This is a genomic window from Streptomyces sp. NPDC091972, from assembly GCF_044756385.1.
Lineage (GTDB): Bacteria > Actinomycetota > Actinomycetes > Streptomycetales > Streptomycetaceae > Streptomyces.
This window is the reverse complement of record NZ_JBIVSV010000005.1, coordinates 557,177-582,028: the sequence shown is the minus strand read 5'-3', so window position 1 is coordinate 582,028 and position 24,852 is coordinate 557,177. Positions and strand designations below refer to the sequence as shown.

General features: G+C 72.5%; 18 protein-coding genes and 1 pseudogene. 4 read left to right on the top strand and 15 right to left on the bottom strand.

Annotated elements, in window-relative coordinates:
• Positions 1 to 161: 161 nt before the first annotated feature.
• The 6 genes from ACIQJT_RS18450 to bldG all read right to left on the bottom strand — a co-directional run bounded on the left by ACIQJT_RS18450 (position 162) and on the right by bldG (position 8,820).
• Positions 162 to 2,390: a protein kinase gene (locus ACIQJT_RS18450; RefSeq protein WP_402644601.1), complete on the bottom strand. Its 2,229-nt coding sequence runs from the start codon at positions 2,388 to 2,390 to the stop codon at positions 162 to 164.
• Between the two features lie 281 nt (positions 2,391 to 2,671).
• Entirely contained in the window at positions 2,672 to 4,198 is a 1,527-nt protein-coding gene (locus tag ACIQJT_RS18445) for a methyltransferase (RefSeq protein ID WP_402644597.1), read from the bottom strand.
• Between the two features lie 235 nt (positions 4,199 to 4,433).
• On the bottom strand, positions 4,434 to 5,033 hold the full coding sequence (locus ACIQJT_RS18440; protein ID WP_053851578.1) for a hypothetical protein: 600 nt from the start codon (positions 5,031 to 5,033) through the stop codon (positions 4,434 to 4,436).
• Positions 5,034 to 5,247: 214 nt separating this feature from the next.
• Positions 5,248 to 7,656 carry a sodium-translocating pyrophosphatase gene (locus ACIQJT_RS18435; protein WP_402644594.1) on the bottom strand — a complete coding sequence of 803 codons (2,409 nt, stop codon included), beginning with the start codon at positions 7,654 to 7,656 and terminating at the stop codon, positions 5,248 to 5,250.
• Between the two features lie 266 nt (positions 7,657 to 7,922).
• Positions 7,923 to 8,360, bottom strand: a complete 438-nt coding sequence (locus ACIQJT_RS18430) for an ATP-binding protein (RefSeq protein WP_365461052.1) — start codon at positions 8,358 to 8,360, stop codon at positions 7,923 to 7,925.
• Between the two features lie 118 nt (positions 8,361 to 8,478).
• Positions 8,479 to 8,820, bottom strand: a complete 342-nt coding sequence (gene bldG / locus ACIQJT_RS18425; RefSeq protein WP_006132569.1) for an anti-sigma factor antagonist BldG — start codon at positions 8,818 to 8,820, stop codon at positions 8,479 to 8,481.
• 80 nt (positions 8,821 to 8,900) lie between these two features.
• Between bldG and ACIQJT_RS18420 the strand changes: the two are divergent.
• Positions 8,901 to 11,406, top strand: a pseudogene (locus tag ACIQJT_RS18420) (DEAD/DEAH box helicase).
• Here the strand turns inward: ACIQJT_RS18420 and ACIQJT_RS18415 are convergent.
• From ACIQJT_RS18415 to ssd, 7 genes are all read right to left on the bottom strand, one after another.
• Positions 11,321 to 11,743 (bottom strand): Rv3654c family TadE-like protein, encoded by a 423-nt coding sequence (locus ACIQJT_RS18415; RefSeq protein WP_402644802.1) that lies wholly within the window; start codon positions 11,741 to 11,743, stop codon positions 11,321 to 11,323. The pseudogene ACIQJT_RS18420 and the gene ACIQJT_RS18415 sit on opposite strands and share 86 nt — an antisense overlap.
• Positions 11,744 to 12,027: 284 nt before the next feature.
• Entirely contained in the window at positions 12,028 to 12,393 is a 366-nt protein-coding gene (locus ACIQJT_RS18410; protein ID WP_402644590.1) for a TadE family type IV pilus minor pilin, read from the bottom strand.
• Positions 12,380 to 12,601 (bottom strand): DUF4244 domain-containing protein, encoded by a 222-nt coding sequence (locus tag ACIQJT_RS18405; protein ID WP_365461046.1) that lies wholly within the window; start codon positions 12,599 to 12,601, stop codon positions 12,380 to 12,382. Before ACIQJT_RS18405 ends, ACIQJT_RS18410 begins: the two co-directional genes overlap by 14 nt.
• Positions 12,602 to 12,751: 150 nt before the next feature.
• Positions 12,752 to 13,540 carry a type II secretion system F family protein gene (locus ACIQJT_RS18400; protein ID WP_402644587.1) on the bottom strand — a complete coding sequence of 263 codons (789 nt, stop codon included), beginning with the start codon at positions 13,538 to 13,540 and terminating at the stop codon, positions 12,752 to 12,754.
• On the bottom strand, positions 13,537 to 14,466 hold the full coding sequence (locus ACIQJT_RS18395) for a type II secretion system F family protein (protein ID WP_402644800.1): 930 nt from the start codon (positions 14,464 to 14,466) through the stop codon (positions 13,537 to 13,539). The genes ACIQJT_RS18400 and ACIQJT_RS18395 overlap by 4 nt, the downstream gene beginning before the upstream one ends.
• Positions 14,467 to 14,572: 106 nt before the next feature.
• Positions 14,573 to 15,766, bottom strand: coding sequence for a TadA family conjugal transfer-associated ATPase (locus tag ACIQJT_RS18390; RefSeq protein WP_402644584.1), 1,194 nt, complete (start codon positions 15,764 to 15,766; stop codon positions 14,573 to 14,575).
• Positions 15,767 to 15,939: 173 nt separating this feature from the next.
• Complete coding sequence (ssd, locus tag ACIQJT_RS18385) at positions 15,940 to 17,049, bottom strand: septum site-determining protein Ssd (protein WP_402644581.1); 1,110 nt, start codon at positions 17,047 to 17,049, stop codon at positions 15,940 to 15,942.
• A 617-nt stretch (positions 17,050 to 17,666) separates the two neighbouring features.
• Here ssd and ACIQJT_RS18380 point away from each other — a divergent pair.
• Complete coding sequence (locus tag ACIQJT_RS18380) at positions 17,667 to 18,500, top strand: HAD family phosphatase (RefSeq protein ID WP_053848156.1); 834 nt, start codon at positions 17,667 to 17,669, stop codon at positions 18,498 to 18,500.
• 335 nt (positions 18,501 to 18,835) lie between these two features.
• Here the strand turns inward: ACIQJT_RS18380 and ACIQJT_RS18375 are convergent, their stop codons facing one another.
• A complete protein-coding gene (locus ACIQJT_RS18375) occupies positions 18,836 to 19,660 on the bottom strand; it encodes an oxidoreductase (protein WP_402644579.1) in 825 nt (274 codons plus the stop codon).
• A 101-nt stretch (positions 19,661 to 19,761) separates the two neighbouring features.
• Here ACIQJT_RS18375 and ACIQJT_RS18370 point away from each other — a divergent pair, with 101 nt between their 5' ends.
• The gene (locus ACIQJT_RS18370) at positions 19,762 to 20,748 is read left to right on the top strand and encodes an ATP-binding protein (protein ID WP_402644576.1); all 987 of its coding nucleotides are present in this window, start codon (positions 19,762 to 19,764) and stop codon (positions 20,746 to 20,748) included.
• A 42-nt stretch (positions 20,749 to 20,790) separates the two neighbouring features.
• Here ACIQJT_RS18370 and ACIQJT_RS18365 read toward each other — a convergent pair whose 3' ends face one another.
• Complete coding sequence (locus ACIQJT_RS18365; protein WP_365461034.1) at positions 20,791 to 22,059, bottom strand: hypothetical protein; 1,269 nt, start codon at positions 22,057 to 22,059, stop codon at positions 20,791 to 20,793.
• Positions 22,060 to 22,356: 297 nt separating this feature from the next.
• On the opposite strand from ACIQJT_RS18365, the gene ACIQJT_RS18360 reads away from it, so the two are divergent.
• A complete protein-coding gene (locus tag ACIQJT_RS18360; protein ID WP_365461032.1) occupies positions 22,357 to 24,765 on the top strand; it encodes a SulP family inorganic anion transporter in 2,409 nt (802 codons plus the stop codon).
• The last annotated feature ends 87 nt before the right edge of the window (positions 24,766 to 24,852 follow it).

Below are 24,852 nucleotides of genomic sequence, written 5' to 3'. Positions count from 1 at the left end.
ACTCCCGTCCGACTCCCGTCCGGCTCCGGTCCGGTCGTCCGAGGGGCCCGGCGGCTGTCCCGGACGCCCACGGACCCGTCCGGTTCTCGCCCGCTTCTCACCGGGTTCCCGCACTTCCGCGACCGGGACCGGACCGGATTCGGTACGGAAACCGACCGGATTCAGACCGCGCCCGGCGGGGGTATCTTCCCGCTCGACTTCTTGTTGTCGGTCAGGCTGACCGTGCACACGATCTTGTCGAATCCCTTCTTCCAGTCGTCCTCGTCCGCCACCCAGCCGTACACAAGACGTTCCCGGTCGGGCGCCCAGGCCGACTCGTATTTGTTGCCGCACAACTTCGTCGCGTTGTCGGTGCCCTTCTTGTGGCTCATTCCGGCGGGCGCCTGAACGGTGCCGATCACCTGGTCGGTGTGCGGTTTCGAACAGTCGGTCAGCGGAGCCCTGTAGCCGTCGTCGAGCTGCTGGTAGACCCAGCAGTCGCCGACGCTCATCTGACCGACCCACAGGTCCGTGCCCAGGTCCCGGAACCGGCCCACCTCACCGCCTATCGCGGCATGGCGGCCGAGCACGAGACACGCCGTACCGCGGCCGGCCGCGCGGAAGCCCGCCTCGGTCGGCACGACCGCGTACCCGGCCGCGTCCGGCAGCGCGTCCACGACGGGCCGGCTCAGGTCCGCGCAGCGCTTAGCGCCCCGGGCCCGGGCGTCGGCGAAGTCGGCGGCCGTGTCGACGGCCACGACCTGGCCGTCCGGCCAGTCGTCCGCGCAGTCCACGACCCCGAGGTTCGGCGCCGACGCGAACGGCGTCCCCGACCACACCGCCTGCACGCAGTCACCGGCCTCCAAGGGTTCGTCGAGCCCGACCACATCGCCGTACGGCAGCGCGGACCCGGTCGGCGACGCCCCCTGCGACCGACTCGCGCCGGCGCTCGGCGAGGACTTGGTCGCGGTGTCCTTCCTGCCGTCGTCCCCCGTCAGCGAGATGACACCCCACACACCGCCCGCGGCGACGAGGAGCACCCCGAGGACGAGGGCGACGACGGCGAGGCGCTTTCGGGGGGTGGGGCGTGACGGCGGGTGCGGAGTCGGAGGCGGGGAGGCGGGCAGGGTGAACGGGGACCCGCCGCCGTATCCGTGCCCGCCCGCTCCAAGCCCGTACGGGGCCGCAGCGCCCCCGCCGTAGGGCGGCGCCTGCGAAGGCGAACTCGCCTCCTGGGCATACGGGTTGCCCGGTTCCGGCCCCTGTCCGGCGGCAGGCGGCCACGCGCTGTACGGCGGTGCGGAGCCCGGCCTCGCACCCGGTGCGGCCGGTCCCCCGGATCCGGTGCCGGCGTCGGGCGCACCTCCGCCGACCGGGCCCCGCGCACCGGCCCCGGCCGCGTCCTCCGGAGTACCCGGTGCCGGTGTCCCCGGAGTGCGCGGCGCTCGTGGCCCACCGGCAACCGATTCCCAGCTCCCGGCCGGCGGCCCGAACCCCCCACCGGCAGCCCCGTATTCCGGCCCCGACGCGACCGCGCCCACCGTCCCTTGCACGACCCGCTCCAGCCCCCGCTTCACCGCCTCCGGGGCGAACCTGCGCACAGGGTCCTTGACCAGCAGCCCCTGGAGCACCGGCGTCAGCTCGCCGGCCCGGACGGGCGGGGTGGGTTCCTCGCCCAGCAGGGCCGTCAGCGTGGCGTACTCGCCGTGCCGGTCGAAGGGGCCGCGCCCCTCGACGGCGGCGTACAGCGTGGCGCCCAGGGAGAAGAGGTCGGCGGCCGGGGTCGGCGGTTCGCCCCGGACGCGCTCCGGCGCCAGGTAGCCCGGGGTGCCGAGGATGCCGGCCGTGGCGGTGAGCCGGGGCTCGCGGGACTCGGGCTGGAGGGCGATGCCGTAGTCGGTGAGCAGCACGCGTGCGTAGGGGTCGCCCGAGGCGTCCGGCGCCAGAAGGATGTTGGCCGGTTTCACATCCCTGTGGAGGATGCCGACGCGATGTCCCGCGGTGAGGGCGTCGAGGACGGCGAGACCGACGCGGGCCGTCTGACCGGGCGACAGCGGGCCGGAGCGTCGTACCAGGGCCTGGAGGTCGGTCGCGTCCGGTACGAACTCCATGACGATCCACGGCAGGCCCTCGTGGACCACCACGTCGTGGACCGTCGCCACGTGCGGATGGCCGCGCAGCCGGGCCGCGTGCCGGGCCTCGCCGCGCGCGCGGTCGATCCGCCGGGCCCTCTCGCCCTCGTCCATCGGCATGTCCGCAAGCGCGATCTCCTTGATCGCGATCTCGCAGGCCAGCTCCTGGTCGTAGGCCAGCCAGACGCGGCCCATGCCGCCCGCGCCGAGTGTGCGCGACAGCCGGTAGCGGCCGTTGATCGTCCTGCCTTCGCCCTGATCCGGCGTATCCCCCGCCATCACGCCTCCCCCCGAGACCCGGGCACCGGGTCAGAGACAGCGCGCCTCCCCCGAGAACGCGTCAGGTCTGTCTCTCGAAGGTAGCTTCGCACGCCCCACTGACAGGAGGCCTTTTCGGGGCCAATCCCGCCAGACCGGGCACAGGAGTCTCAGGGGTGCGGGGACGCCTCAACGGCACGCCCCACCGGGTCCGGGCGGCACCCCCGCCGGGGTTCACGCGGCACGCCCCACCGGGTCCGGGCGGCACCCCCGCCGGGTCCAGGGGGCACCCCCCGCCGGGTTCACGCGGGTTCCAGGAACCCCTGCTCCACCAGCAGCCGGATCTGCGCCGGCGTGCGGTCGCGCAGCAGGACCGGGTCCTCGTCCATGAGCTGGGCGATCGCGTCGAGGATGCGGCCCGCGCTCAGCGAGCCGTCGCACACGCCGGCGAAGCCCGCGCCGACGGTGTCCACCTTGGTGGCCCGGCGCATCCCCCGGTGCTGGCGCAGCACCACGTGCTCGGGGTCCTCCGCGCCGGGCAGCCCGACCTGCTCCTGGACGATCTCGGGCACGAGCTTGAAGTGCGACTCCAGCAGGGCCGCGTCGTCGTGGGCGCGCAGGTAGTCGAGGCGCTCGAAGTGCGCCCGGACGGTGTTCCCGAGCGGCTGCTCGACCGGGTGCGGCCACTCCTCGACGGTGATCGAGGGCTCGGCCGAGCCGGTCCTGCGCAGGGTGATCCAGCCGAAGCCCACGGCCCGCACCTTGCGCGCCTCGAACTCGTCCAGCCACGCGTCGTACAGCGCCTGGTACTCGGCCGGGTCGCCGCGGTGGTCGCCGGCGTCCCTGAGCCACAGCTCGGCGTACTGCGTGACGTCCTGGACCTCGCGCTGCACGATCCACGCGTCGCACCCGCGCGGCACCCACGACCTGAGCCTGTCCTGCCAGTCCTCCCCCGCGACGTGCTGCCAGTTGGCGAGGAACTGCGCGAACCCGCCCTCGTTCAGCAGCTCACCCGCCCCCTGGACGACCGAGCGGCACAGATCGTCCCCGCCCATCCCGCCGTCCCGGTACGTCAGCCGCGCGCCGGGCGAGATCACGAAGGGCGGGTTCGACACGATGAGGTCGTACGTCTCCCCCTGCCTTACGGGCTCGAACAGCGAGCCCTCCCGCAGGTCGGCCGCCGGGGCGCCGGACAGGGCCAGCGTGAGTGCGGTGATGTGCAGCGCGCGGGGGTTGAGGTCGGTCGCCGTCACGCGCGTGGCGTGCTGCGCGGCGTGCAGGGCCTGGATCCCGGAGCCGGTGCCGAGGTCGAGGGCGGAGCCGACGGGCCTGCGCACGGTGATGCCGGCGAGGGTCGTGGAGGCACCGCCGACCCCGAGGACGACCCCTTCGTCACGGCTGCCGATGCCACCCGCGCCGCCGACGGCACAGCCCAGGTCCGACACGATGAACCAGTCCTCGCCGTCCGGTCCGCCGTACGGCCGTACGTCCACCGTCGCGGCGACCTCGTCCGGGCCGGAGCGCACCAGCCAGCCGCTCTCCAGACACGCGTCGACGGGCAGGACGTCCGCCACGCGCGCGTGGAGCACCGGCTGCTGGAGGAGGAACAGGCGTACGAGTACCTCCAGCGGGGTGTCCCCGCGGGTGGCCCGGAGCGCGGGCACGGTCTCGCTGCGCGCGAGGGCCGCGTAGGCGGGCGCGCCGAGCAGCTCCAGCAGTCCGTCGGCGGTGAAGGAGGCCCCGAGCAGGGCGTCCCGGAGCCGTGCGGTGACATCGGGGCGGCCGGGAGCGGGGGCGGCGGGCAGCGTAGGCAGACTGGAGGTACTCACGCCCCCATTGTGGCCCGCGCCCGCCGCGCGACACGCCCCGACGGGCGACTCGCGGCGCGACTCGCCGACCGCACGGCACGACTCGGCCACCGGCGGCCGAGCAGGCGCTCAGCCGCCCTGACACCGGCCCGCCCGGCCACGCCCGGCCGGTTCGAAGCCGGACACGCCCGGCCGTCCGTCACCGGACACGCCGGACTGTCCGCCGCCGTATGCCGCCGTCCGCCGCCGTCCGCGTCTAGCTGTCCGTCGCCGGAGCGGACGCCTCCGGTGACGTGGACGCCGGCTTGCAGCCCGACTGCTCGGACAGTGCCTTCTTGGTGTCGCCCGACTCCAGGTCCTTCAGCGCGGCGAGCGCGGTCTGGCGCTGCGTCTCCACCTTCGTCATCTCCGCGGAGACGTCCTTGAGGCCGGTCGCGAACTTCGCCTGGTCCTTGGTGTCGAGCCCGTCCACCTGCGTCTTCATGTCGGCGTAGGACGCCGAGAGGGCCGTGAGCTGCTTGACGGCCTCCTGGAGCTTCTTCGCGCCGTCCTCGGCCCCGGGAGGCGCCCCGGCGTTCTTGATGACCGTGGCGCGCGCCTTGTAGCCGTCGGACAGGTCCTGGAAGGCCTGCGAGTCGGCCTTCTGGAGCTCCGCCGGGGTGCTCTCGGTGTCCTCGGCCGCCTTGGTGATCGCGTCGTAGGCCGCCGTGATCTTCTTGTTCTGGGCCGGCACCAGGTCACAGACCTTCTTGGCCCAGGCGTCGAGTTCCTTGTTGTCCTCGCTGCCACCGCATCCCGTCAGTGCCAGTACCAGTACCGCACCGCCGGACAGTGCGGCCGCGAGCTTCTTGTTCACCGGATCGGTCCCTTCCGTGGCCTCTCAGCCCCCGGACCTTACACAGCGCACGCACCACACTCACACACCGAAAATCCCGTATAGGGAACTTCTGCGGCTTTTGCACCAGGGGAGAGAAGCCTCACGGCCGGGCGGCGCGCACGCGCAGGGCGGGCGGGCGGCGCAAGAACACGCGCCGCACGCCCGCCCCTTGAGCTGGGCCTCGTGCCCGGACCTACGAAACCACCGCGGGGTCCGCCGACTTGGCCACCTTCTTCTCGTTGTCTTCGTCACCCACGGCGATGCCGCGCCGCTTGGAGACGAAGACCGCGCCAGCGATCACGAGGAACGCGAGCGCGGCGATGAAGATGCGCACACCGATGCTCTTGTCGTCGCCGTAACTGAACTTGATCACCGCGGGGGCGATCAGCAGCGCCACCAGGTTCATCACCTTCAGCAGCGGGTTGATCGCGGGGCCCGCGGTGTCCTTGAAGGGGTCGCCGACGGTGTCGCCGATCACGGTCGCGGCGTGGGCCTCGCTGCCCTTGCCGCCGTGATGACCGTCCTCGACGAGCTTCTTGGCGTTGTCCCAGGCACCGCCCGAGTTCGCCAGGAAGACCGCCATGAGGGTGCCCGCCCCGATCGCGCCCGCCAGGAACGCGCCGAGGGCGCCGACCCCGAGCGTGAACCCGATGAAGATGGGCGCCGTCACGGCGAGCAGTCCGGGCGTGGCGAGCTCGCGCAGGGCGTCCCTGGTGCAGATGTCGACGACCTTGCCGTACTCCGGCTCCTCGCTGTAGTCCATGATCCCGGGGTGCTCGCGGAACTGCCGCCGCACCTCGTAGACCACGGAGCCCGCCGACCGCGACACCGCGTTGATCGCCAGCCCCGAGAAGAGGAAGACGACCGCCGCGCCGGCGATGAGCCCCACGAGGTTGTTGGGCTGCGAGATGTCCATCATCAGGCTCATCGGCGCGCCCGCCCCGCTGAGTTTCTCGCCGACGTCCTGCGCGCCGGTCGTGATCGCGTCACGGTACGACCCGAAGAGCGCCGATGCCGCGAGGACCGCCGTGGCGATGGCGATGCCCTTGGTGATGGCCTTGGTGGTGTTGCCGACGGCGTCCAGGTTGGTGAGCACCTGCGCGCCCGCGCCCTCGACGTCCCCGGACATCTCGGCGATGCCCTGGGCGTTGTCGGAGACCGGCCCGAAGGTGTCCATGGCGACGATCACACCCACCGTGGTGAGCAGGCCGGTGCCGGCCAGCGCCACCGCGAACAGCGCCAGCATGATCGAGGTGCCGCCGAGCAGGAAGGCCCCGTAGACACCGAGGCCGATCAGCAGGGCGGTGTAGACGGCCGATTCCAGACCGACGGAGATACCGGCGAGGACGACGGTGGCGGGCCCCGTGAGCGAGGTCTTGCCGATGTCCCTGACCGGGCGGCGGTTGGTCTCGGTGAAGTAGCCGGTGAGTTGCTGGATGACGGCGGCGAGCAGGATGCCGATGGCCACCGCGACGAGCGCGAGGATCCGCGGGTCCCCGTCCTTGCCGCTGATCGCCGAGTCGGTGACGCCGTCGAGGTCGGCGTACTTCCCCGGGAGGTAGACGAAGACGGCGACCGCCACCAGCACGAGCGAGATCACCGCGGAGATGAAGAACCCGCGGTTGATCGCGGACATGCCGCTGCGGTCGGAGCGGCGCGGGGCCACCGCGAAGATGCCGATCATCGCGGTGATCACGCCGATCGCCGGGACGAGCAGCGGGAAGGCGAGTCCGGAGTCGCCGAAGGCCGCCTTGCCGAGGATCAGCGCGGCGACCAGCGTCACGGCGTACGACTCGAAGAGGTCGGCCGCCATGCCCGCGCAGTCGCCGACGTTGTCGCCCACGTTGTCGGCGATGGTCGCGGCGTTGCGCGGGTCGTCCTCCGGGATGCCCTGCTCGACCTTGCCGACCAGGTCGGCGCCGACGTCGGCGGCCTTGGTGAAGATGCCGCCGCCGACCCTCATGAACATCGCGATGAGCGCCGCGCCGAGACCGAAGCCCTCCAGGACCTTCGGCGCGTCGGCCGCGTACACCAGCACCACGCAGGAGGCTCCCAGCAGACCGAGCCCCACCGTGAACATGCCGACGACGCCGCCCGTACGGAAAGCGATCTTCATGGCTTTGTGCGAGACGGCGGTGAGATCCTTTTCCGGCTCGCCTTCCGCCGGAGTGGCTTCTCGCGCCGCCGCGGCCACACGCACATTGCTGCGCACGGCGAGCCACATGCCGATATAGCCGGTGGCTGCCGAGAACGCCGCGCCGATCAAGAAGAACACGGATCGGCCTGCGCGCTGATTCCAGTCGTCCGCGGGCAGCAGCATGAGCAGGAAGAACACGACGACGGCGAATACGCCGAGCGTGCGCAACTGGCGGGCCAGATAGGCGTTCGCGCCTTCCTGGACCGCCGCCGCGATCTTCTTCATGCTGTCGGTGCCCTCGTCGGCCGCGAGCACCTGGCGCACCAGGACGCCTGCCACGACGAGCGCCGCCAGGGCGACGACCGCGATGACCGCGATCAGCACCCGGTTGTCGTCGGTGAGCACCGCGGCCGCGAGGGTGGTTGTGGGCTGGTCCAACTGATCAGGGGTAGAAAGCCCCGCCATTCGTCCTCCTTGACGCTTGGGCTGAGCTCAAGATGTGGACGGATTGTAGGTACCCCGCCGTGATCAAAACAGGGCGCGGTAAACGGAATTCGCCTTTACGGAACCTGAAAGCAGTAATGCCCTGAAGGCATTGTGATCCATTCGCTTGATCGTGAATTGCTTCACGAAATGGACCCATGGACCACTGTAGACACAGAAATGGCCCCGTGACATGCCGAAGGGCCCTAACGGGTAGGGCCCTTCGGTGCAGGAAAACGGGGTACGCGTCAGGGAAGCGTCGCGGCCGGCGGTGTGGTCGGCCAGGTCATACGGATCTGTCCGCCGTGCTCCCCTGCGGTGACCTCGACGTCGTCGACGAGGCCGCTGATGACCGCGAGGCCCATCTCGTCCTCCTCGGTCTCCGCGTCGGGCTCGTCGCCCGGTGCGCCCGGCGCCCGGTGGCCCGGTGCCGAACGCGGTGCCTCGTCGCCGACCTCGATGGAGAACTGCTTCTCCTCCTCGATCAGCAGCACCTGGACCGGCGCGGTGATGCCGCCGCTCTGGTGCAGTCCGACGGCACGGGTGCATGCCTCGCCGACGGCGAGCCTGACCTCGTCGAGGACGGCCTCGTCCACTCCGGCCCTGCGCGCCACCGCTGCCGCCACCAGTCGGGCGGTCCTGACGTGCTCGGGCAGCGCGCTGAAACGGAGTTCAACGGTGGCCATGCATCCCCCTCGGAACTACGGGCGTGCTGTCGGGGGACCGGGCCGCCGAAAGCCCGGACCCCTTCCATTGCTTCTGTCGACGTCCTACTGGCGCTCCGGGCACGGGCCCGGGAACGGGTCAGTCGGTCGCCGCCACCGCTTCCTCGACCGAGGTGTGGATCGGGAACACCTTGGTGAGGCCGGTGATACGGAAGATCTTGAGAATGCGCTCCTGGTTGCAGACCAGGCGCAGCGAGCCCTCATGGGCGCGCACCCGCTTCAGTCCGCCGACCAGTACGCCGAGCCCGGTGGAGTCGAGGAAGTCCACGCCCTCCATGTCGACGACAAGGTGGAAACTGCCGTCGTTCACCAGCTCGACCAACTGCTCGCGCAGCTTGGGCGCGGTATATACGTCGATTTCGCCACCGACCCTGACGATCGTGCGATCGCCGACGGTCTCGGTCGACAGGGACAGGTCCACGGATCCTCCAGCACCTTGCTATCGAGCGGTCGCCCCTCGGGACACCTCGGCAGAGCCCCCGGGACGGTTCGCCAGCCGCGATGGCATTCAATCACTTACCGGCAGGCGTGCACGACGCCTTGGTCCCATTGTCCGTCACGCCAGTGACACACTCGGTGCCGATGGCCAAGAATCTCCGATCCGATCGACCCTCGACGGACGCCGGTCCCCGCCCCACGCCGAGCACGGTCCTGGACCGGCTCGCCGCCGGGCCGAACCGGGCTGCGCGCATCACTCATACGGAGCACTTGCCCCCACGTGCGGGTCGCCATGCAGTCTGGCCCGACCGGATCCGCTCGGAGGTCATCGCGGCCGTCCAGGCCTGCGGCATCGAGCACCCCTGGGCCCACCAGGCATGCGCCGCCGAGCACGCGCTGGACGGCGAGTCGGTCGTGGTCGCCACCGGCACCGCCTCCGGCAAGTCCCTGGCGTACCTCGTACCGGTCCTCTCCACGCTCCTGGAGGGCTCCGAGGCCCCGAACGGCCGCGGCGCCACCACGCTCTACCTGTCCCCCACGAAGGCCCTGGCGGCGGACCAGTGCCGTTCGGTGAAGGAACTTTCACAACCGCTCGGCAATTCCGTGCGCCCCGCGGTCTACGACGGCGACACGCCGTTCGAGGAACGCGAGTGGATCCGCCAGTACGCCAACTACGTGCTGACCAACCCGGACATGCTGCACCGCGGGATACTCCCGTCCCACTCCCGCTGGTCCTCCTTCCTGAAGGCGCTCAAGTACGTCGTCATCGACGAGTGCCACACCTACCGGGGCGTGTTCGGCTCCCACGTCGCCCAGGTGCTGCGCCGTCTGCGCCGCCTCTGCGCCCGCTACGGCGCCTCCCCCGTCTTCCTGCTCGCCTCCGCGACCGCCGCCGAGCCGTCGGTCGCCGCCCGCCGCCTCACCGGCCTCCCGGTGGTCGAGGTGGCCGACGACGCCTCCCCGCGCGGCGAACTGGTCTTCGCCCTCTGGGAGCCCCCGCTCACCGAGATGCAGGGCGAGAAGGGGCGCCCCGGTCCGCCGCACCGCCACGGCGGAGACGGCCGACCTCCTCACCGACCTCGCCGTGCAGGGTGTGCGCTCGGTCGCCTTCGTCCGCTCCCGGCGCGGCGCCGAACTGATCTCCGTGATCGCCCAGGAGCGGCTGGCCGAGGTCGACCGCACCCTGGCCCGCCGCGTGGCCGCGTACCGCGGGGGCTACCTCCCCGAGGAGCGCCGCGCCCTGGAACAGGCCCTCCATTCGGGGGAACTGCTGGGCCTGGCCGCCACCACCGCCCTGGAACTCGGCATCGACGTGTCGGGCCTGGACGCCGTGCTGATCTCCGGCTACCCCGGCACGCGCGCGTCCCTGTGGCAGCAGGCCGGCCGGGCAGGACGGGCGGGCCAGGGCGCGCTGGCCGTCCTGGTGGCCCGCGACGACCCCCTGGACACCTTCCTCGTCCACCACCCCGAAGCCCTGTTCGACCGGCCCGTGGAGTCCACGGTCCTCGACCCCGACAACCCCTACGTCCTCGCCCCGCACCTGTGTGCTGCGGCGGCCGAACTGCCGTTGACCGACGAGGACATGGAGTTGTTCGGACCGGAGACCGAGAGCCTGCTCGGACAGTTGGAGTCCGCGAAGCTGCTGCGCAGGCGCACCAAGGCCTGGCACTGGACCCGCCGCGAGTCGGCCGCCGACCTGGCCGACATCCGCGGGGAGGGCGGCCGGCCCGTCCAGATCGTCGAGTCCGGCACAGGCCGCCTCCTCGGCACGGTCGACGCGGGCTCCGCCCACACCGCCGTCCACGAGGGCGCGGTCCACCTCCACCAGGGCCGCACCTATCTCGTCCGCTCCCTGGACCTGGACGACGCGGTCGCCCTGGTCCAGGAGGCGAACCCGCCCTACTCGACGGTCGCCCGCGACACGACCTCCATCACCGTCCTGGAGACGGACACCGAGATCCCCTGGGGCGACGGCCGCCTGTGCTACGGCTCCGTCGAAGTCACCAACCAGGTCGTCTCCTTCCTCCGCCGACGTCTCATCACCGGTGAGGTGCTGGGCGAGACGAAACTCGACCTCCCTCCTCGTACGCTCCGCACACGCGCGGTGTGGTGGACGGTCACCGAGGACCAGCTCGACGAGGCCCGGATCGACCCGGAGATCCTCGGCGGCGCCCTGCACGCCGCCGAACACGCCTCCATCGGCCTCCTGCCCCTGTTCGCGACCTGCGACCGCTGGGACATCGGCGGGGTCTCCATCCCCCTCCACCCCGACACGCTGCTCCCCACGGTCTTCGTCTACGACGGCCACCCTGGTGGCGCGGGCTTCGCGGAGCGCGCCTTCCACACCGCCCGCGCCTGGCTCACCGCCACCCGTGAGGCCATCGCCTCGTGCGAGTGCGACGCCGGCTGCCCGTCCTGCATCCAGTCCCCCAAGTGCGGCAACGGCAACGACCCCCTGCACAAAAGGGGAGCGGTACGGCTCCTCACGGTGCTGCTCCGGGGGGCGCCGCAGGAGGGGCCTGCCGGGGTGGCGGCAGCACCGGCCCCGCAGGGCCCGCCCGCGCCCTGACCTGTGCCGTGAACGGCCCCCGTCCCGAGGCTGCCGTCACGTCGGAGACCTCGCCGGCCATCGCGCACCGCACGAGCCGCGCCCCCTGTTCCCGCGCCACGTCCTCCGCACGGGCGCAGGCCGTCTCAGGGCCGTCCGCCCAGTGGTCTGCCGCCGCGAGCGCCGCGAGATCCGCCCCACCGGCCGCCCGGTGCCGTACGACGACAGCCTGCCCCAGCGCGAGCACGCCCCCGAACACCACGCACAGCACCGCGATGGCCCCGACACTCCAGACAGTGGCGGAACCCCGGTCCGAACGGACGGCGAAGAGCTGGGCGCGGGCCCAACGAACGGCCAGGCGGCAGGCGTCGGCGGCCGGCGCGTCGCCGAGGCGGGTGGCCGGGAACCGCGCGCGGACCGGGCCGGCTTCGGCGAACCGGGAGCCGGAGGCCACCTGCGCCTTCACACACCGGGCTTGCCCAAACCGCCCGACGGTGACCCCGGCGCCTGCGCCCCGCACGGCGGCCAACAGCCCGTCGGCGAACCGCACGGCGGCCACCCGTGCACCGGCGAACCGCCCACCACCGGACCGAGCAACCACGCACCACCCGGCGGCACCCCCGTGCTCCGGAACTCCCCCGGTCATCCCGCTTCCCCCACCGTCGCCTCCACCAGCGCCACGGCCTCCTCCCGCACCTCGAAGGGCAAGCCATGCAGTGCGGGTGGCTTCGCCACGACCACGACACGGACCCGGTCGCCCTCCCGGGAGACCGTCACCTCCGCCTCGCGCGGTGCCGTGTCCCGGGCGACCCGGACGACCGACTCGGCGGAGTCCTCACGGGCCGCCGCCCGGGCGCCCGTCCTGGCGGCGTCCACGCACTGGATCTGGGCGGCCACCACGAGGAGCCCCCACACCAGTGCCATCGCGAACATCACCAGCACGGGCAGCACCATGGCCGACTCCGCCGTCACGAACCCCTGGTCCCCCGCCCGTTCACGCCTTCGCATCGAGCGCCCGCTTCACGATGGCCTGCAGTTCCGCGCTGACGGCTCCGCTCGTGACCACCTTGTAGAGCACCACCGCGAACGCCACCGCCGCCACGATCCCCATCGCGTACTCGGAGGTGACCATGCCCTCGTCCCCGCGCATCGACCGCACCCGGCACACCGTCCTGCACACCAGGGCACACATCCGCGCCCGTACCTTCTTGTACATCTCAACCCCCGTAAGGTTCAGTCCTGTTGATTACCGTCTGATTGCTCGCCCGATTGATCGTCTGACGGCTGGTCCGACCGCGCGCCCGACTGCTGGCCCGGCTACGCGTTCCGACCGCTCGTCCGCCTGCTCACCGGCTGCCGGCCGTCATCACCCACCTCCTCCTCCCAGCACTCCTCCCGCGAGTCCGATCACGATCGGCAGCACGCCGACGGCGATGAACGCGGGCAGGAAACACAGCCCCACCGGCGCGGTGACCAGCACAGCTGCCCTCCGTGCCCGGGCCGTCGCGGCGCGCCCCCAGTCGGCGCGGGCGTCCGCGGCGAGCCCGGCCACCGGCCCGGCCGCGGGCAGCCCGGTCACATCGGCGCGTTCCAGCAGCCGGGCCAGCGCCCCGGCGCCCGGTGTCGAGGCGAGCCTTCGCCAGGCCTCGCCCGGCTCACCGCCGAGCCGTACCTCCGCCGCCCCGCGCGCGAGTCCCTCTCCCACGGGCCCGCCCAGCGCCTCGCCCACGGCCTGCGCCGCGATGACCGGACCGGCGCCCGCCGCGATACAGGCGGCCAGCAGATCGGCGGCGAGCGGCAACTGCCGGGCCGCCTCGCGCGCGTCGGCCTCCCCGGCGTCCACGCCGGCCGTCTGCCGCTGCCGCCACCGCCACAACCCCGCCGCGACGACCAGTCCGACCACGACACCGGTGACTCCACCCACCAGCACCCATCCGGCACAGCCGACGCCGAGCACGGGGAGCCACCGCCGCGCGAACTCCCGCCCCTCGTGCCGCGGCCCCTCGACCGTGGCCTCGGCGACGGCCAGCAGCTCTCCGAGCCGCCGCCGCAGTCTGCGCTCGCGCCGCACCGCCACGGCCCACCGGACGAGCCAGGCGGCCACCAGCGCGGTTCCCAGCACCGCCCACAGCCTGTGGACGACTTCCCCGCTCACGCTTCCTCCGCTCCCCGTACGATCCGCGTCGCCCACCACATCCCGACCCCTTCCAGCAGGCCACCGGCCAGCAGGCAGCCCAGCCCGGTCCCGGTGTGCAGGAGGACGTGCAGGGGATCGGCGCCGAGTGCGGCCCCGAGGCCCAGCCCCAGCACCGGCAACGCGGCGAGCATCCAGGCCGTGGACCGCGCTCCCGCCAACTGGGCCCGCAGGTCGGCCCGTTGGTCCCGCTCGGCCCGCAACGCCCCTTCCAGCCGGTCGAGCCCGGCCGCGAGCCCCGCGCCCTGGTCCACCGCCACCCGCCAGCACGCGGCAAGTCCGAGCAGCCCCTCGGCACCGGGCTGTCGAGCCGCCGTCGCGAGCGCCCCGGGCACATCCCCGCCGAACCGGGCCGCGGCCAGCACAGCCGCCCGCGTCCGGCCGAGCCCGCCGAACTCCGGTGTCCCGGGACCGGCTCCACCCGAGCCGGCCCTGCCGTCTCCCGGCCCCTGGTGCTCCCGCACCGCCCGCACCAGCGCCTCCCCCGGCTGCCGCCCGGCACGCACCTCCCCGGCGACCACCGCGCACAGCGCGATCACCGCGCCCGCCCGCCGCTCACGCACCCAGCGCTCCTCCCCGGCCAGCCGCACCCGCCGCAGCAACGGCACTCCGGCCACCCCCGCGACGACCGGCAGCACCGAGGCCCCGAGCACACCGAGCACCAGCCCGGCGGCCACCGCCCACCACTCGAACCCCAGCCGCCCACGAACCCGCCGCAGCACCCCCGTCAGCCGCCGCCAAGGCGGTGACCCGGCTCCCACCACCCCGCCGCCGGCCAGCAGCGCCCGCGCCCGCCGCAGCGCGGAGCGCCGCCCGCCCCACAGCCACGCGGCCGTCCCGAGGCACCCCGCTGCCAGTCCCGCCGACCCCACCGACATCTCCCCCATCCCGATCACCACGTCCTCTCACCGTCCGAGCCCTCTCGACGCCGTCCGCGCACTGGCCACCCACCCGAGCCACCCGCCGAGTCCCCCACCGCGGCACCCATCCGGGTCAACCTCCCTCCCCCGCCCCGCACATCGCCTCCCCGAGCAGCCCCCGCAACCGCTCCCACCCCCGCTCGTACGCGAACGCCTCCGCTTCCCAGCGCAGCGCCGGCACCGTGCGCACCAGCCCGGTGGGATCCCGCTCCAGCACCCGCACCTCGGCGATCCGCCGCCGCCCCGACCGGTCGCGCACCAGATGCAGTACGACCGACAGCGCGGCCGCCAACTGGCTGTGCAGCGCGGCCCGATCCAGCCCGGCGGCGGTACCCAGCGCCTCCAGGCGGGCCGGTACGTCGGCCGCCGCGTTGGCGTGCACGGTCCCGCAGCCGCCCTCGTGGCCGGTGTTCAACGCGGCCAGCAGATGCACCACTTCGGGCCCGCGCACCTCGCCCACCACGAGCCGGTCCGGCCGCATCCGCAGGGCCTGGCGCACCAGGTCCTCGAGGGTGACCAGTCCGGCGCCCTCCTGGTTGGCGGGTCTCGTCTCCAGCCGGACGACGTGCGGATGGTCCGGCCTGAGCTCCGCCGAGTCCTCCGCGAGCACGATCCGCTCGCCCGGCCCGACGAGCCCGAGCAGTGCGCTCAGCAGCGTCGTCTTCCCGGTGCCCGTCCCCCCGCTGATGAGGAAGGACAGCCGTGCGTCGAGCAGCGCCCGCAGCACCCGGTCCCCGCCCGGCGGCACCGTGCCGGCCGCGACCAGTTCGTCCAGCGTGAACGCGCGCGGCCGTACCACCCGCAGCGACAGACACGTGCAGCCGACGGCGACCGGAGGGAGGACCGCGTGCAGCCGCGTGCCGTCCGGCAGCCGGGCGTCGGCCCAGGGCCGCGCGTCGTCGAGGCGCCGTCCCGCGACGGCGGCGAGCCGCTGCGCGAGCCGTCGTACGGCGGCCGCGTCGGGGAAGGAGACGGCGGTCAGTTCGAGTCCGCCGCCCCGGTCCACCCAGACCCGGTCCGGCGCCGACACGAGGACGTCCGTCACCGACGGGTCGGCGAGCAAGGGTTCCAGCGGTCCGCTGCCGACCAGTTCGGACCGCAACCGCTCGGCGGCGCCCAGTACTTCGGCGTCGCCCAGAACACGGCCCTGTTCGCGCAGTGCCTGGGCCACGCGGGCGGGCGTCGGTTCGGCCCCGCTCTCGGCCAGCCACTGCCGTACACCGTCCAGCAGACCCGGAGCCGCGTCCGCGCCGGCCGCCGAGGGCACCGTGCGGACACCTGTCGGGGCTGTCCGCGGCCGCCCCGGAGCACCGACCGGCGTCTCACCCGGCCGCCGTCGCCCGGCGGAACCCGCCACCGGACGCACCGCCCGCTGCCCCTCGGCGGAGCCGCCCGCCGCGGGCTCCGCTCGTCCGGCCCCTGTCAGTCCCGAGAACCCGCTCATGCCGTCCCCGTCCCCGTCTCGGCCAGCGCGCGCTCCCAGAACTCCTTGCAGAACCGCGCCAGCGGCCCCCGCGCGGCCGTGCCCGGCGGTGATCCGCTCCCCTCGGGCCGCTGAAGCGCCGCCTCGACCGGGACCTCGCCCACCAGGGGCAGGCCCAGCAGACGGGCCACCTCGCGGTCGTCGAGGCCGGGTGCGTACGGGCCGCGTACCGCCACCCGCAGGTCGCGCAGGACCATGCCGACACCTGAGGCCACGCGGCCGGCCGCGGCCACGGCGCGCAGTTCGGCGGGGACCACGAGGACCCCGAGGTCGATCTGGGCGAGAGCTTCGGCGACATCGTCGTCGAGGCGGCGGGGCAGGTCGACGACGACGGTGCCGCCCCGGCGCCGGGCCGCGGCGAGCACCGCCCGAACGGCCTGCGGCGGGACGGCGATGCGGTCGCCGCGGTCCCAGCTCAGGACCCGCAGTGAGTGCAGTCGCGGCAGCGACTCCTCAAGGGCGCCGCCGCCGACCCGCCCCCGCGAGGCGGCGAACGCCGGCCAGCGCAGCCCCTCGGTGCTCTCGCCGCCGAGGAGTACGTCGAGTCCGCCGCCCAGCGGATCGGCGTCCACGAGGAGCGTGCGCAGTCCCTCACGCGCGGAGGTGACGGCCAGGGCGCACGCGAGCGTGGAGGCTCCGGCCCCGCCGCGGCCGCCGATGACGCCGACGGTGAGGGCGGGACGGCCGACGCCCTCGGTGACGTCGGCGATCCGGTCGACCAGCCACTGCTCGCCGTCGGGCAGCATCAGGACGTGATCGGCGCCGATCTCGACGGCCCGCTTCCACACCCCGGAGTCGTCCTGGTCCCGGCCGACGAGCACGACTCCGCGTCTGCGGGCGGCCCCTCGCACCCGCCGGGCGGCGTCGTCGCCGACCAGGACGAGTGGGGCGGCCTCCCAGCTTCCTCTGGGCTGCGGCATCCCGTGATGGACCTCGGCCGTCGCGCCTGCCGCCGCGCACAGCCGCAGCAGGTCGTCGAGCAGGTCCTCGTCCTCCGTGACGATCAACGGCCGGCCCGGCCGCCCGCCGGCGGTGGGCTGTCCCTCGTGTGTGACGGCTGCGGTCACGGCTCCATCCCCCTTCACCCCGGCGCGCGAGCCCCCTCCATGGGGCCCGCCCGGCGCCTCTCCCACAGGGCCCCTTCGGCCCCGCGATTCCCAAACATGTGAAGAACCGGCAACCGGCCTCCATATGAACGGCCGATACGAACCGGCCAAACACACCCGACAAACCAGAACCGGCCATGAAGTCGGCCGGAGCGGGACGTGTGGGAATCACGGTGCAGCGAACCCGGAAATCGTGTGGATCTTGGTGGATAACTGTGGACAACCCGACGCCTGTGAATATCGCCGTCACCCATACCGGTGAGGGTGTGCAGCCTGTGTACGACCTCCGCAGAGCAGCGCGAAGGCTACACACAGTGACGAATCATGAGCATGCCGAAAGGGCGGCCGAAGCCGCCTCGCGGGAGGCGCGGAACCGCGTACGGAAGAGAAAAACCCACCCGGACATGCGACGACCCCCACCGGGGGGGAGAGTGGGGGTCGTCTCCACGGCCGACTCGGGGGGGGAGGAGCCGGACCGGGTTAGCACGGTCGCGAACGATCCGTGACTTCCATGGTGTACCCGAGAGCCCTCTCAGGCAAACCCACACGCCTCACCTTACGCCGAATGGGCTGCGCCTATGCTCGGGGTCGTGGAAAACCACTCCTTGCCCCGCACAGCCGCCTTCTTTGACCTGGACAAGACGGTCATTGCGAAGTCGAGCACGCTCACGTTCAGCAAGTCGTTCTACCAAGGCGGCCTGATCAACCGCCGGGCCGCCTTGCGGACCGCATATGCCCAGTTCGTCTTCCTCGTCGGCGGTATGGACCACGACCAGATGGAGCGCACCCGCGAGTACCTCTCCGCGCTCGTACGCGGCTGGAACGTCCAGCAGGTCAAGGAGATCGTGGCCGAGACCCTCCACGACCTGATCGACCCGATCATCTACGACGAGGCCGCCTCCCTCATCGAGGAGCACCACACCGCCGGGCGGGACGTCGTCATCGTCTCCACGTCCGGCGCCGAGGTGGTCGAGCCCATCGGTGAACTCCTGGGCGCCGACCGGGTGGTGGCGACCCGCATGGTCGTGGGCGAGGACGGCTGCTTCACCGGCGAGGTGGAGTACTACGCGTACGGCCCGACGAAGGCCGAGGCCGTCAAGGAGCTGGCCGAGTCCGAGGGGTACGACCTGGAGCGCTGCTACGCCTACAGCGACTCGGCGACCGACCTGCCGATGCTCCGGGCCGTGGGCCATCCGCACGCCGTCAACCCGGACCGGGCCCTGCGCCGCGAGGCCCTCGCGCGCGGGTGGCCGATTCTCGATTTCCACCGGCCGGTCCGGCTCAAGCAGCGGCTGCCCGGATTCGCCGTACCGCCCCGCCCGGCACTCGTCGCGGTCGCCGCGATAGGAGCGGCGGCAGCGACGGCAGGTCTCGTCTGGTACGCGAATCGACGGCGGTCGACGGTCGCCTGAGGCGATTCCGGCTACTTGAAACCTATTTGAGGACAAAAGTAAAGAACGGCGGCCGGGGGTTCCGCTTGCCGCGGTCCAGGAGTACAAATGGGTTAACGGCCCGCGAGACCAAGGACATCCGCGAGGATCACCTCAAAAACGCATATGGCCCCACGGACCGAGCATGAACACCGGGCACCCACGCGACGTCGACCCGTCGATTACGGGCCAGCCGCACCAGGTGACGGGCAAAGTTCCCGACCTGATGGGCAACATATCGAGGACGCTTGGTAACTCGGTGAACATGCCAGCGGCGGTACGAGTCCTCGTACCGCCGCAACCCTGTTCAGGGGGTCCTACGCCGCCCCGCGCTGGAGCGCCTCGCACACCGCCGTCGACTCGCGCGCGCCCAGTTCGATCGCGCTGCCGCAGTGGGCGATCCAGGCGGCCATGCCCTCGGGGGTGCCGGAGACATAGCCGTCGAGCGCCGCCAGATAGGCCGCGCGGCCCAGTTCCGCGTGACCGACCTCCGCGGGGCAGACCGACTTGGGGTCGAGACCGCTGCCGACCAGGACGATCCGTGCGGCCGCGCGCGCGACCAGACCGTTGTGGGAGACGAAGGGCCTGAGGGCGAGGAGCTCCCCCTGGACGACCGCGGCCGTGACCAGGGCGGGGGCCGAGCTGCCCGCGATGATCAGCTCGGACAGGCCCTCCAGCCGGCCCGAGACCTCGGCCGCGTCCGGCAGGGGCAGCTCGATCAGCGGCTCCTCGACGCTCTCGCCGGCCTGCCGTGGGCGCCCGATCTCGTCCTCGCCGGTGGCCGCGGCGACCAGGTGCAGCCGGGCCAGCACCCGCAGGGGCGACTGCCGCCAGATCGACAGCAGTTGGCCGGCCTCGGCGGTCAGCCTGAGCGCCGCGCCCATCACGCGCGCCTCGTCGTCGACGCCGAAGTCGGAGCGCCGGCGCACCTCTTCGAGGGCCCAGTCCGCGCCGGACAGCGCGGCCGAGCCACGGGCCCCGCGCAGGGCGGCCTCGGAGGTGATCTCGTTGCTGCGGCGCCGCATGACACGGTGTCCGTAGACCCGGTCCACGGACTTGCGCACGGACTCCACGGACTCGGCCACACCGGGCAGCGAGCCCAGGGCCGCGAGCGGATCGGCGTTCGCGCCTGTCGTACTCATGAGTACGACACTACGCAACCGGGAGCCGCGCCCCTCGATGGAGTGGTCTTCTTCACGCACGTCTGACACGTACAGCTATCACCCGACTACTCTTGGTGAACATGAAAATTGCTTTCGTCGGGAAGGGCGGCAGCGGCAAGACCACCCTGTCCTCCCTGTTCATCCGCCATCTCGCGGCCACCGGAGCACCGGTGATGGCCGTCGACGCCGACATCAACCAGCATCTGGGACCGGCGCTCGGCCTGGACGAGGGCGAGGCGGCCGCGCTGCCCGCCCTGGGCGAGCGGCTGCCGCTGATCAAGGAGTACCTGCGCGGCACCAATCCGCGGATCGCCTCGGCCGCGGAGATGATCAAGACCACCCCGCCCGGCGAGGGCTCACGGCTGCTGCGGGTGCGCGAGGACAACCCGGTCTGGGACGCCTGCGCCCGGCCGGTGGAACTCGACGGCGACGTCGTCCGTCTGATGGTCACCGGCCCCTTCACGGACGCCGACCTGGGGGTCGCCTGCTACCACTCCAAGACGGGAGCGGTGGAGCTGTGCCTGAACCACCTGGTGGACGGGCCGGACGAGTACGTCGTGGTGGACATGACGGCGGGCTCGGACTCCTTCGCCTCCGGCATGTTCACCCGCTTCGACATCACGTTCCTCGTCGCCGAGCCGACCCGGAAGGGGGTCTCCGTCTATCGCCAGTACAAGGAGTACGCCCGCGACTTCGGCGTCGTCCTGAAGGTCGTCGGCAACAAGGTGCAGGGCCAGGACGACCTCGACTTCCTCCGCGCCGAGGTCGGGGACGACCTGCTGGTGACCGTCGGGCACTCCGACTGGGTGCGCGCCCTGGAGAAGGGCCGGCCGCCCCGGTTCGCGCTCCTGGAGGACGTCAACCGGCGCGCCCTGCACCGGCTGCGGACGGCCGTCGACGCGACCTACGGCCTGCGTGACGCGGAGCGCTACACCCAGCAGATGGTGCACTTCCATCTGAAGAACGCCCGGTCCTGGGGCAACGAGCGCACAGGGGTCGACCTGGCGGCGCAGATCGACCCCTCGTTCGTGCTCGGCGAGAACGCGGTGACGGCCGCGGGCGTCTGACGGTCCCCGCCGCCCGACGACCGCGTCCGTCCCGCCCGACCGCTACGGCTTGGCCGCCGGTGCCCCCGGTACACCCTTCGGTGCCGGGGCCGGCCGCCCCGACAGGAAGGCCGGCCAGCCCTGCCGGGGCGCCTCGCCGACCCCCAGGGTGCGCAGCCTCTCGAGCGTCTTCGGGTCCTGGGCGTCCAGCCAGTCAGCGAGCTGCCGGAAGGAGACACAGCGCACGTCGGGCTTGTTGCACACCTGCTCGACGGTCTCCTCGACGGCACGCATGTACGTGCCGCCGTTCCAGGACTCGAAGTGGTTGCCGATGATCAGGGGCGCGCGGTTGCCTTCGTAGGCCCGCTGGAAGCCCTTGAGGAGGCCGTCGCGCATCTGGTCGCCCCAGAACTCGTGCTTGCCCGGGTCGCCCTGGGTTTTGGTGCCGGACTGGTTGACCATGAAGTTGTAGTCCATGGTGAGCTGCTCGTAGGAGTGCCCGGGGAAGGGCACGAGCTGCATCGACAGGTCCCACAGGCCCTGCTTCTTCTTGGGCCAGAGCTGTTCGTTGACCCCGCTGGTGTCGTAGCGGAAGCCCAGCTCGCGGGCGGCCTGCATGAAGTTCTTCTGCCCTTCCAGGCAGGGGGTGCGGGCGCCGATGAGTTCCTTGTCGTAGTCGAAGGGCAGCGGGGCGGCCTTCGTCATCCCGGTGTTGGTCTTCCAGGACTTCACGAACCTCTTCGCCTGGGCGATCTCGTCCTTCCACTCCTCGACCGACCACTGGCCCACCCCGCCGCCGCTGCCGCAGAAGTGGCCGTTGAAGTGGGTGCCGATCTCGTTGCCCTCCAGCCAGGCGAGGCGGAGCTGCTTGACGGTGTCGGCGATGCCCTGCTCGTCGTTGAAGCCGATGTCGGAGCGGCCCGGGGAGTGCTGCGGCGGCCGGTACTCGGCGCGCTTGTCCTCCGGCAGCATGTACACGCCGCTCAGGAAGTACGTCATCGTCGCGTGGTTCGCCTTGGCGACCTCACGGAAGTGGGAGAACAGCTTCTGGCTGTCCTCGCCGGCCCCGTCCCAGGAGAACACCACGAACTGCGGGGGCTTCTCGCCGGGCTTGAGGCGCTGGGCTCTGGGCAGGTGCGGCTGCGCTCCGGTGTAGGCGGTGGAGCCGTCGCCGATCAGACGGAACACCCTTTTGGGCGGGGCCTGGGCGGGCTTCGCCTTCTGCGGGCCCGCGGCTCCCCCCTCGGAGACGTCGGTGGCGCAACCGGCGAGCGAGGCGGCGCAGACCGCGGCGACCACGGCTCCCGCGGCAATCCTGTGGGTGGCGGCCATGTTCCGCCCACCTTCTTCCTTCTCTCGGGGCAACGACAGCGCCGCCAAGTTCGCACGAGCCCGAGAAGGAATTAGTACGACAAGCCGATGAAATTGCCACTTCACCCATTCAGGTGGGTAGTTAACCCATTTGCCCGGAAAGTCTATGCCTGCCCTTTACTCTGCATTACGATCCATTTACCGAGCGTTGATTCATCCCGCCGCTGCACGCCGTGACCCACGGCCGCGACCCGACCCCCGTCCCATGCGGGGGACCACCTGTTCCGCGACCGCGCTGCCCCGGAGGAGACGGGAAAAATGTCAGCCTGTGTTCCCACTCGCCCCACCGACCCGAGCGACTCGCACCACACGAGGCGCCTCCACCCCGCCCACAGCCCCCCGCCGACCCCGCCCCGCCGGTTCCGCATCGCGGGCGCCGACGTGTCGGCATCGATCGCGGTCTTCCTGATCGCCCTGCCCCTGTCCCTGGGCATCGCCCTCGCCACCGGCGCACCCCTCCAGGCCGGCCTCGTGGCCGCCGCCGTCGGAGGGATCGTCGCCGGCAAGCTGGGCGGCTCCCCGCTCCAGGTCAGCGGGCCCGCCGCCGGCCTCACCGTGGTCACCGCGGACCTGATCCACCGTTACGGCTGGCGGACCACCTGCGCCATCACCGTCCTGGCCGGAGTGGCCCAACTCGGCCTCGGCTGCCTGCGCGTGGCCCGCACCGCGCTCGCCGTCAGCCCCGCGATCGTGCACGGCATGCTCGCCGGCATCGGCGTCACCATCGCCGTCGCCCAGTTGCACATCGTCCTGGGCGGCACCCCGCAGAGCTCCGTCCTCGACAACCTCCGCGCCCTGCCCGCCCAGTTGGCGCGGTTGCAGCCCGCCTCGGTCTCGGTGAGCGCGCTGACCCTGGCGCTGCTCTTCCTCTGGCCGCGCATCCCGGGCCGGGCGGGGCACCTTCTGCGCAGGATCCCGGCCGCGCTCGTCGCCGTCGCCGGAGCCACCACCGCCGCCTGCCTCGCCGGGCTGGCCGTGCCGAAGGTCGATCTGCCCTCCTGGAGCAGCCACGCGCTGGCCGGACTGCCCGAGGGTCCCGTGCTGGGGCTCGTCGCGGCGGTGCTGACCACCACCCTCGTGTGCAGCGTGCAGTCACTGCTGGGCGCGGTGGCCGTCGACAAGCTGGCGTCCGGACGCCCCGACCTGATCGCCGCGAACACCGGTGCGGGCCGCGGGATCCGCGTCGGCCGCTCCGACCTGGACCGCGAACTGCTCGGCCAGGGAGCCGCCAACATCGTCTCCGGCTCCCTCGGCGGACTGCCCGTCGCCGGTGTGGCGGTGCGCAGTTCCGCGAACGTCCAGGCGGGTGCCGTCAGCCGGAACTCCACGATGCTGCACGGCGTTCTCGTAGTGATCGCCGCGCTGCTGATGGCCCCGGTCCTCGAGTTCATCCCGCTCGCCGCGCTCGCCGCCCTGGTGATGTCCGTCGGCATCCAGATGGTGTCCCTGCACCACATCCGCACGGTGACCCGGCACCGGGAGGTCCTGGTCTACGCCGTCACCACCGTCGGCGTGGTCGTGTTCGGCGTCCTGGAGGGAGTGACGCTGGGCATCGCCGTCGCCGTCGCGGTCGCCCTGCACCGTCTCACCCGCACCCGGATCACGCACTGCGAGAGGGACGGAGTCCATCACGTCCACGTACGCGGGCAGTTGACGTTCCTCGCGGTGCCGCGGCTCAGCCGGGCCCTGCATCTGGTCCCGCAGGGGGCGGACGCCGTCGTGGAGCTGGACGGGTCGTTCATGGACCACGCGGCGTACGAGTCGCTGCACGACTGGCAGAAGACGCACACCGCGCAGGGCGGTTCCGTCGAGCTGACCGGCCGCAGACCGGGGACACGCATCGCCGAGCCGTCCGACGACGGCCACTGCCGCTGCCGCCCCTGGACGGCATGGCGCAACCACCAGTGCGAGCGCCCGTACACCGCGCAGGCCGCCGCGGACGCCGGCACGTCCGGCGAACCCGGTGCCGCGCAGGCTCCGGGCGGGCCACGGGAGTCGAGCGGGCACGACCTGGCGCGTGGCATCAGCGCGTTCCAGCGCAACACCGCGCCGATCGTGCGCGGTGAGCTGGCCCGGCTGGCGCGCGAGGGCCAGCAGCCGGACCAGCTCTTCCTCACCTGCGCCGACTCGCGGCTCGTCACCTCGATGATCACCTCCAGCGGTCCGGGCGACCTGTTCGTGGTGCGCAATGTGGGCAACCTCGTCCCCCGGCCCGGTGAGGAGAGCGGGGACGACTCGGTGGCGGCCGCGATCGAGTACGCGGTGGACGTGCTGAAGGTGCGGTCCATCACGGTGTGCGGGCACTCCGGCTGCGGGGCCATGCAGGCACTGCTCAATTCCGAGCCGGGCGGTGCCCGGACCCCGCTGAAGCGCTGGCTGCGGCACGGACTGCCCAGCCTGGAGCGGATGGCCGACGGCGACCGGCCCTGGGCCAGGCTGGCCGGGCGGGCGCCCGCCGACGCGGTCGAGCAGCTCTGCCTGACCAACGTGGTCCAGCAGTTGGAGCACCTGCGGGCCCACGACTCGGTCGCCCGGGCCCTGCGGGAGGGGAGGCTGGAGCTGCACGGGATGTACTTCCACGTGGCCGAGGCGCAGTCGTATCTGCTCACCGGCGGGGACGGGGACGGGCTGTTCGAGCACGTGGAGGCGGCGGACCTGTCGGCGTGAGCACCTCGGGGTGCGGTCTCTCCAGGGGGCCGCACCCCGCCAAGCCCCCGCGTCCGCACGGCGGGGTGCGGCGCGGCGCCCACGGGA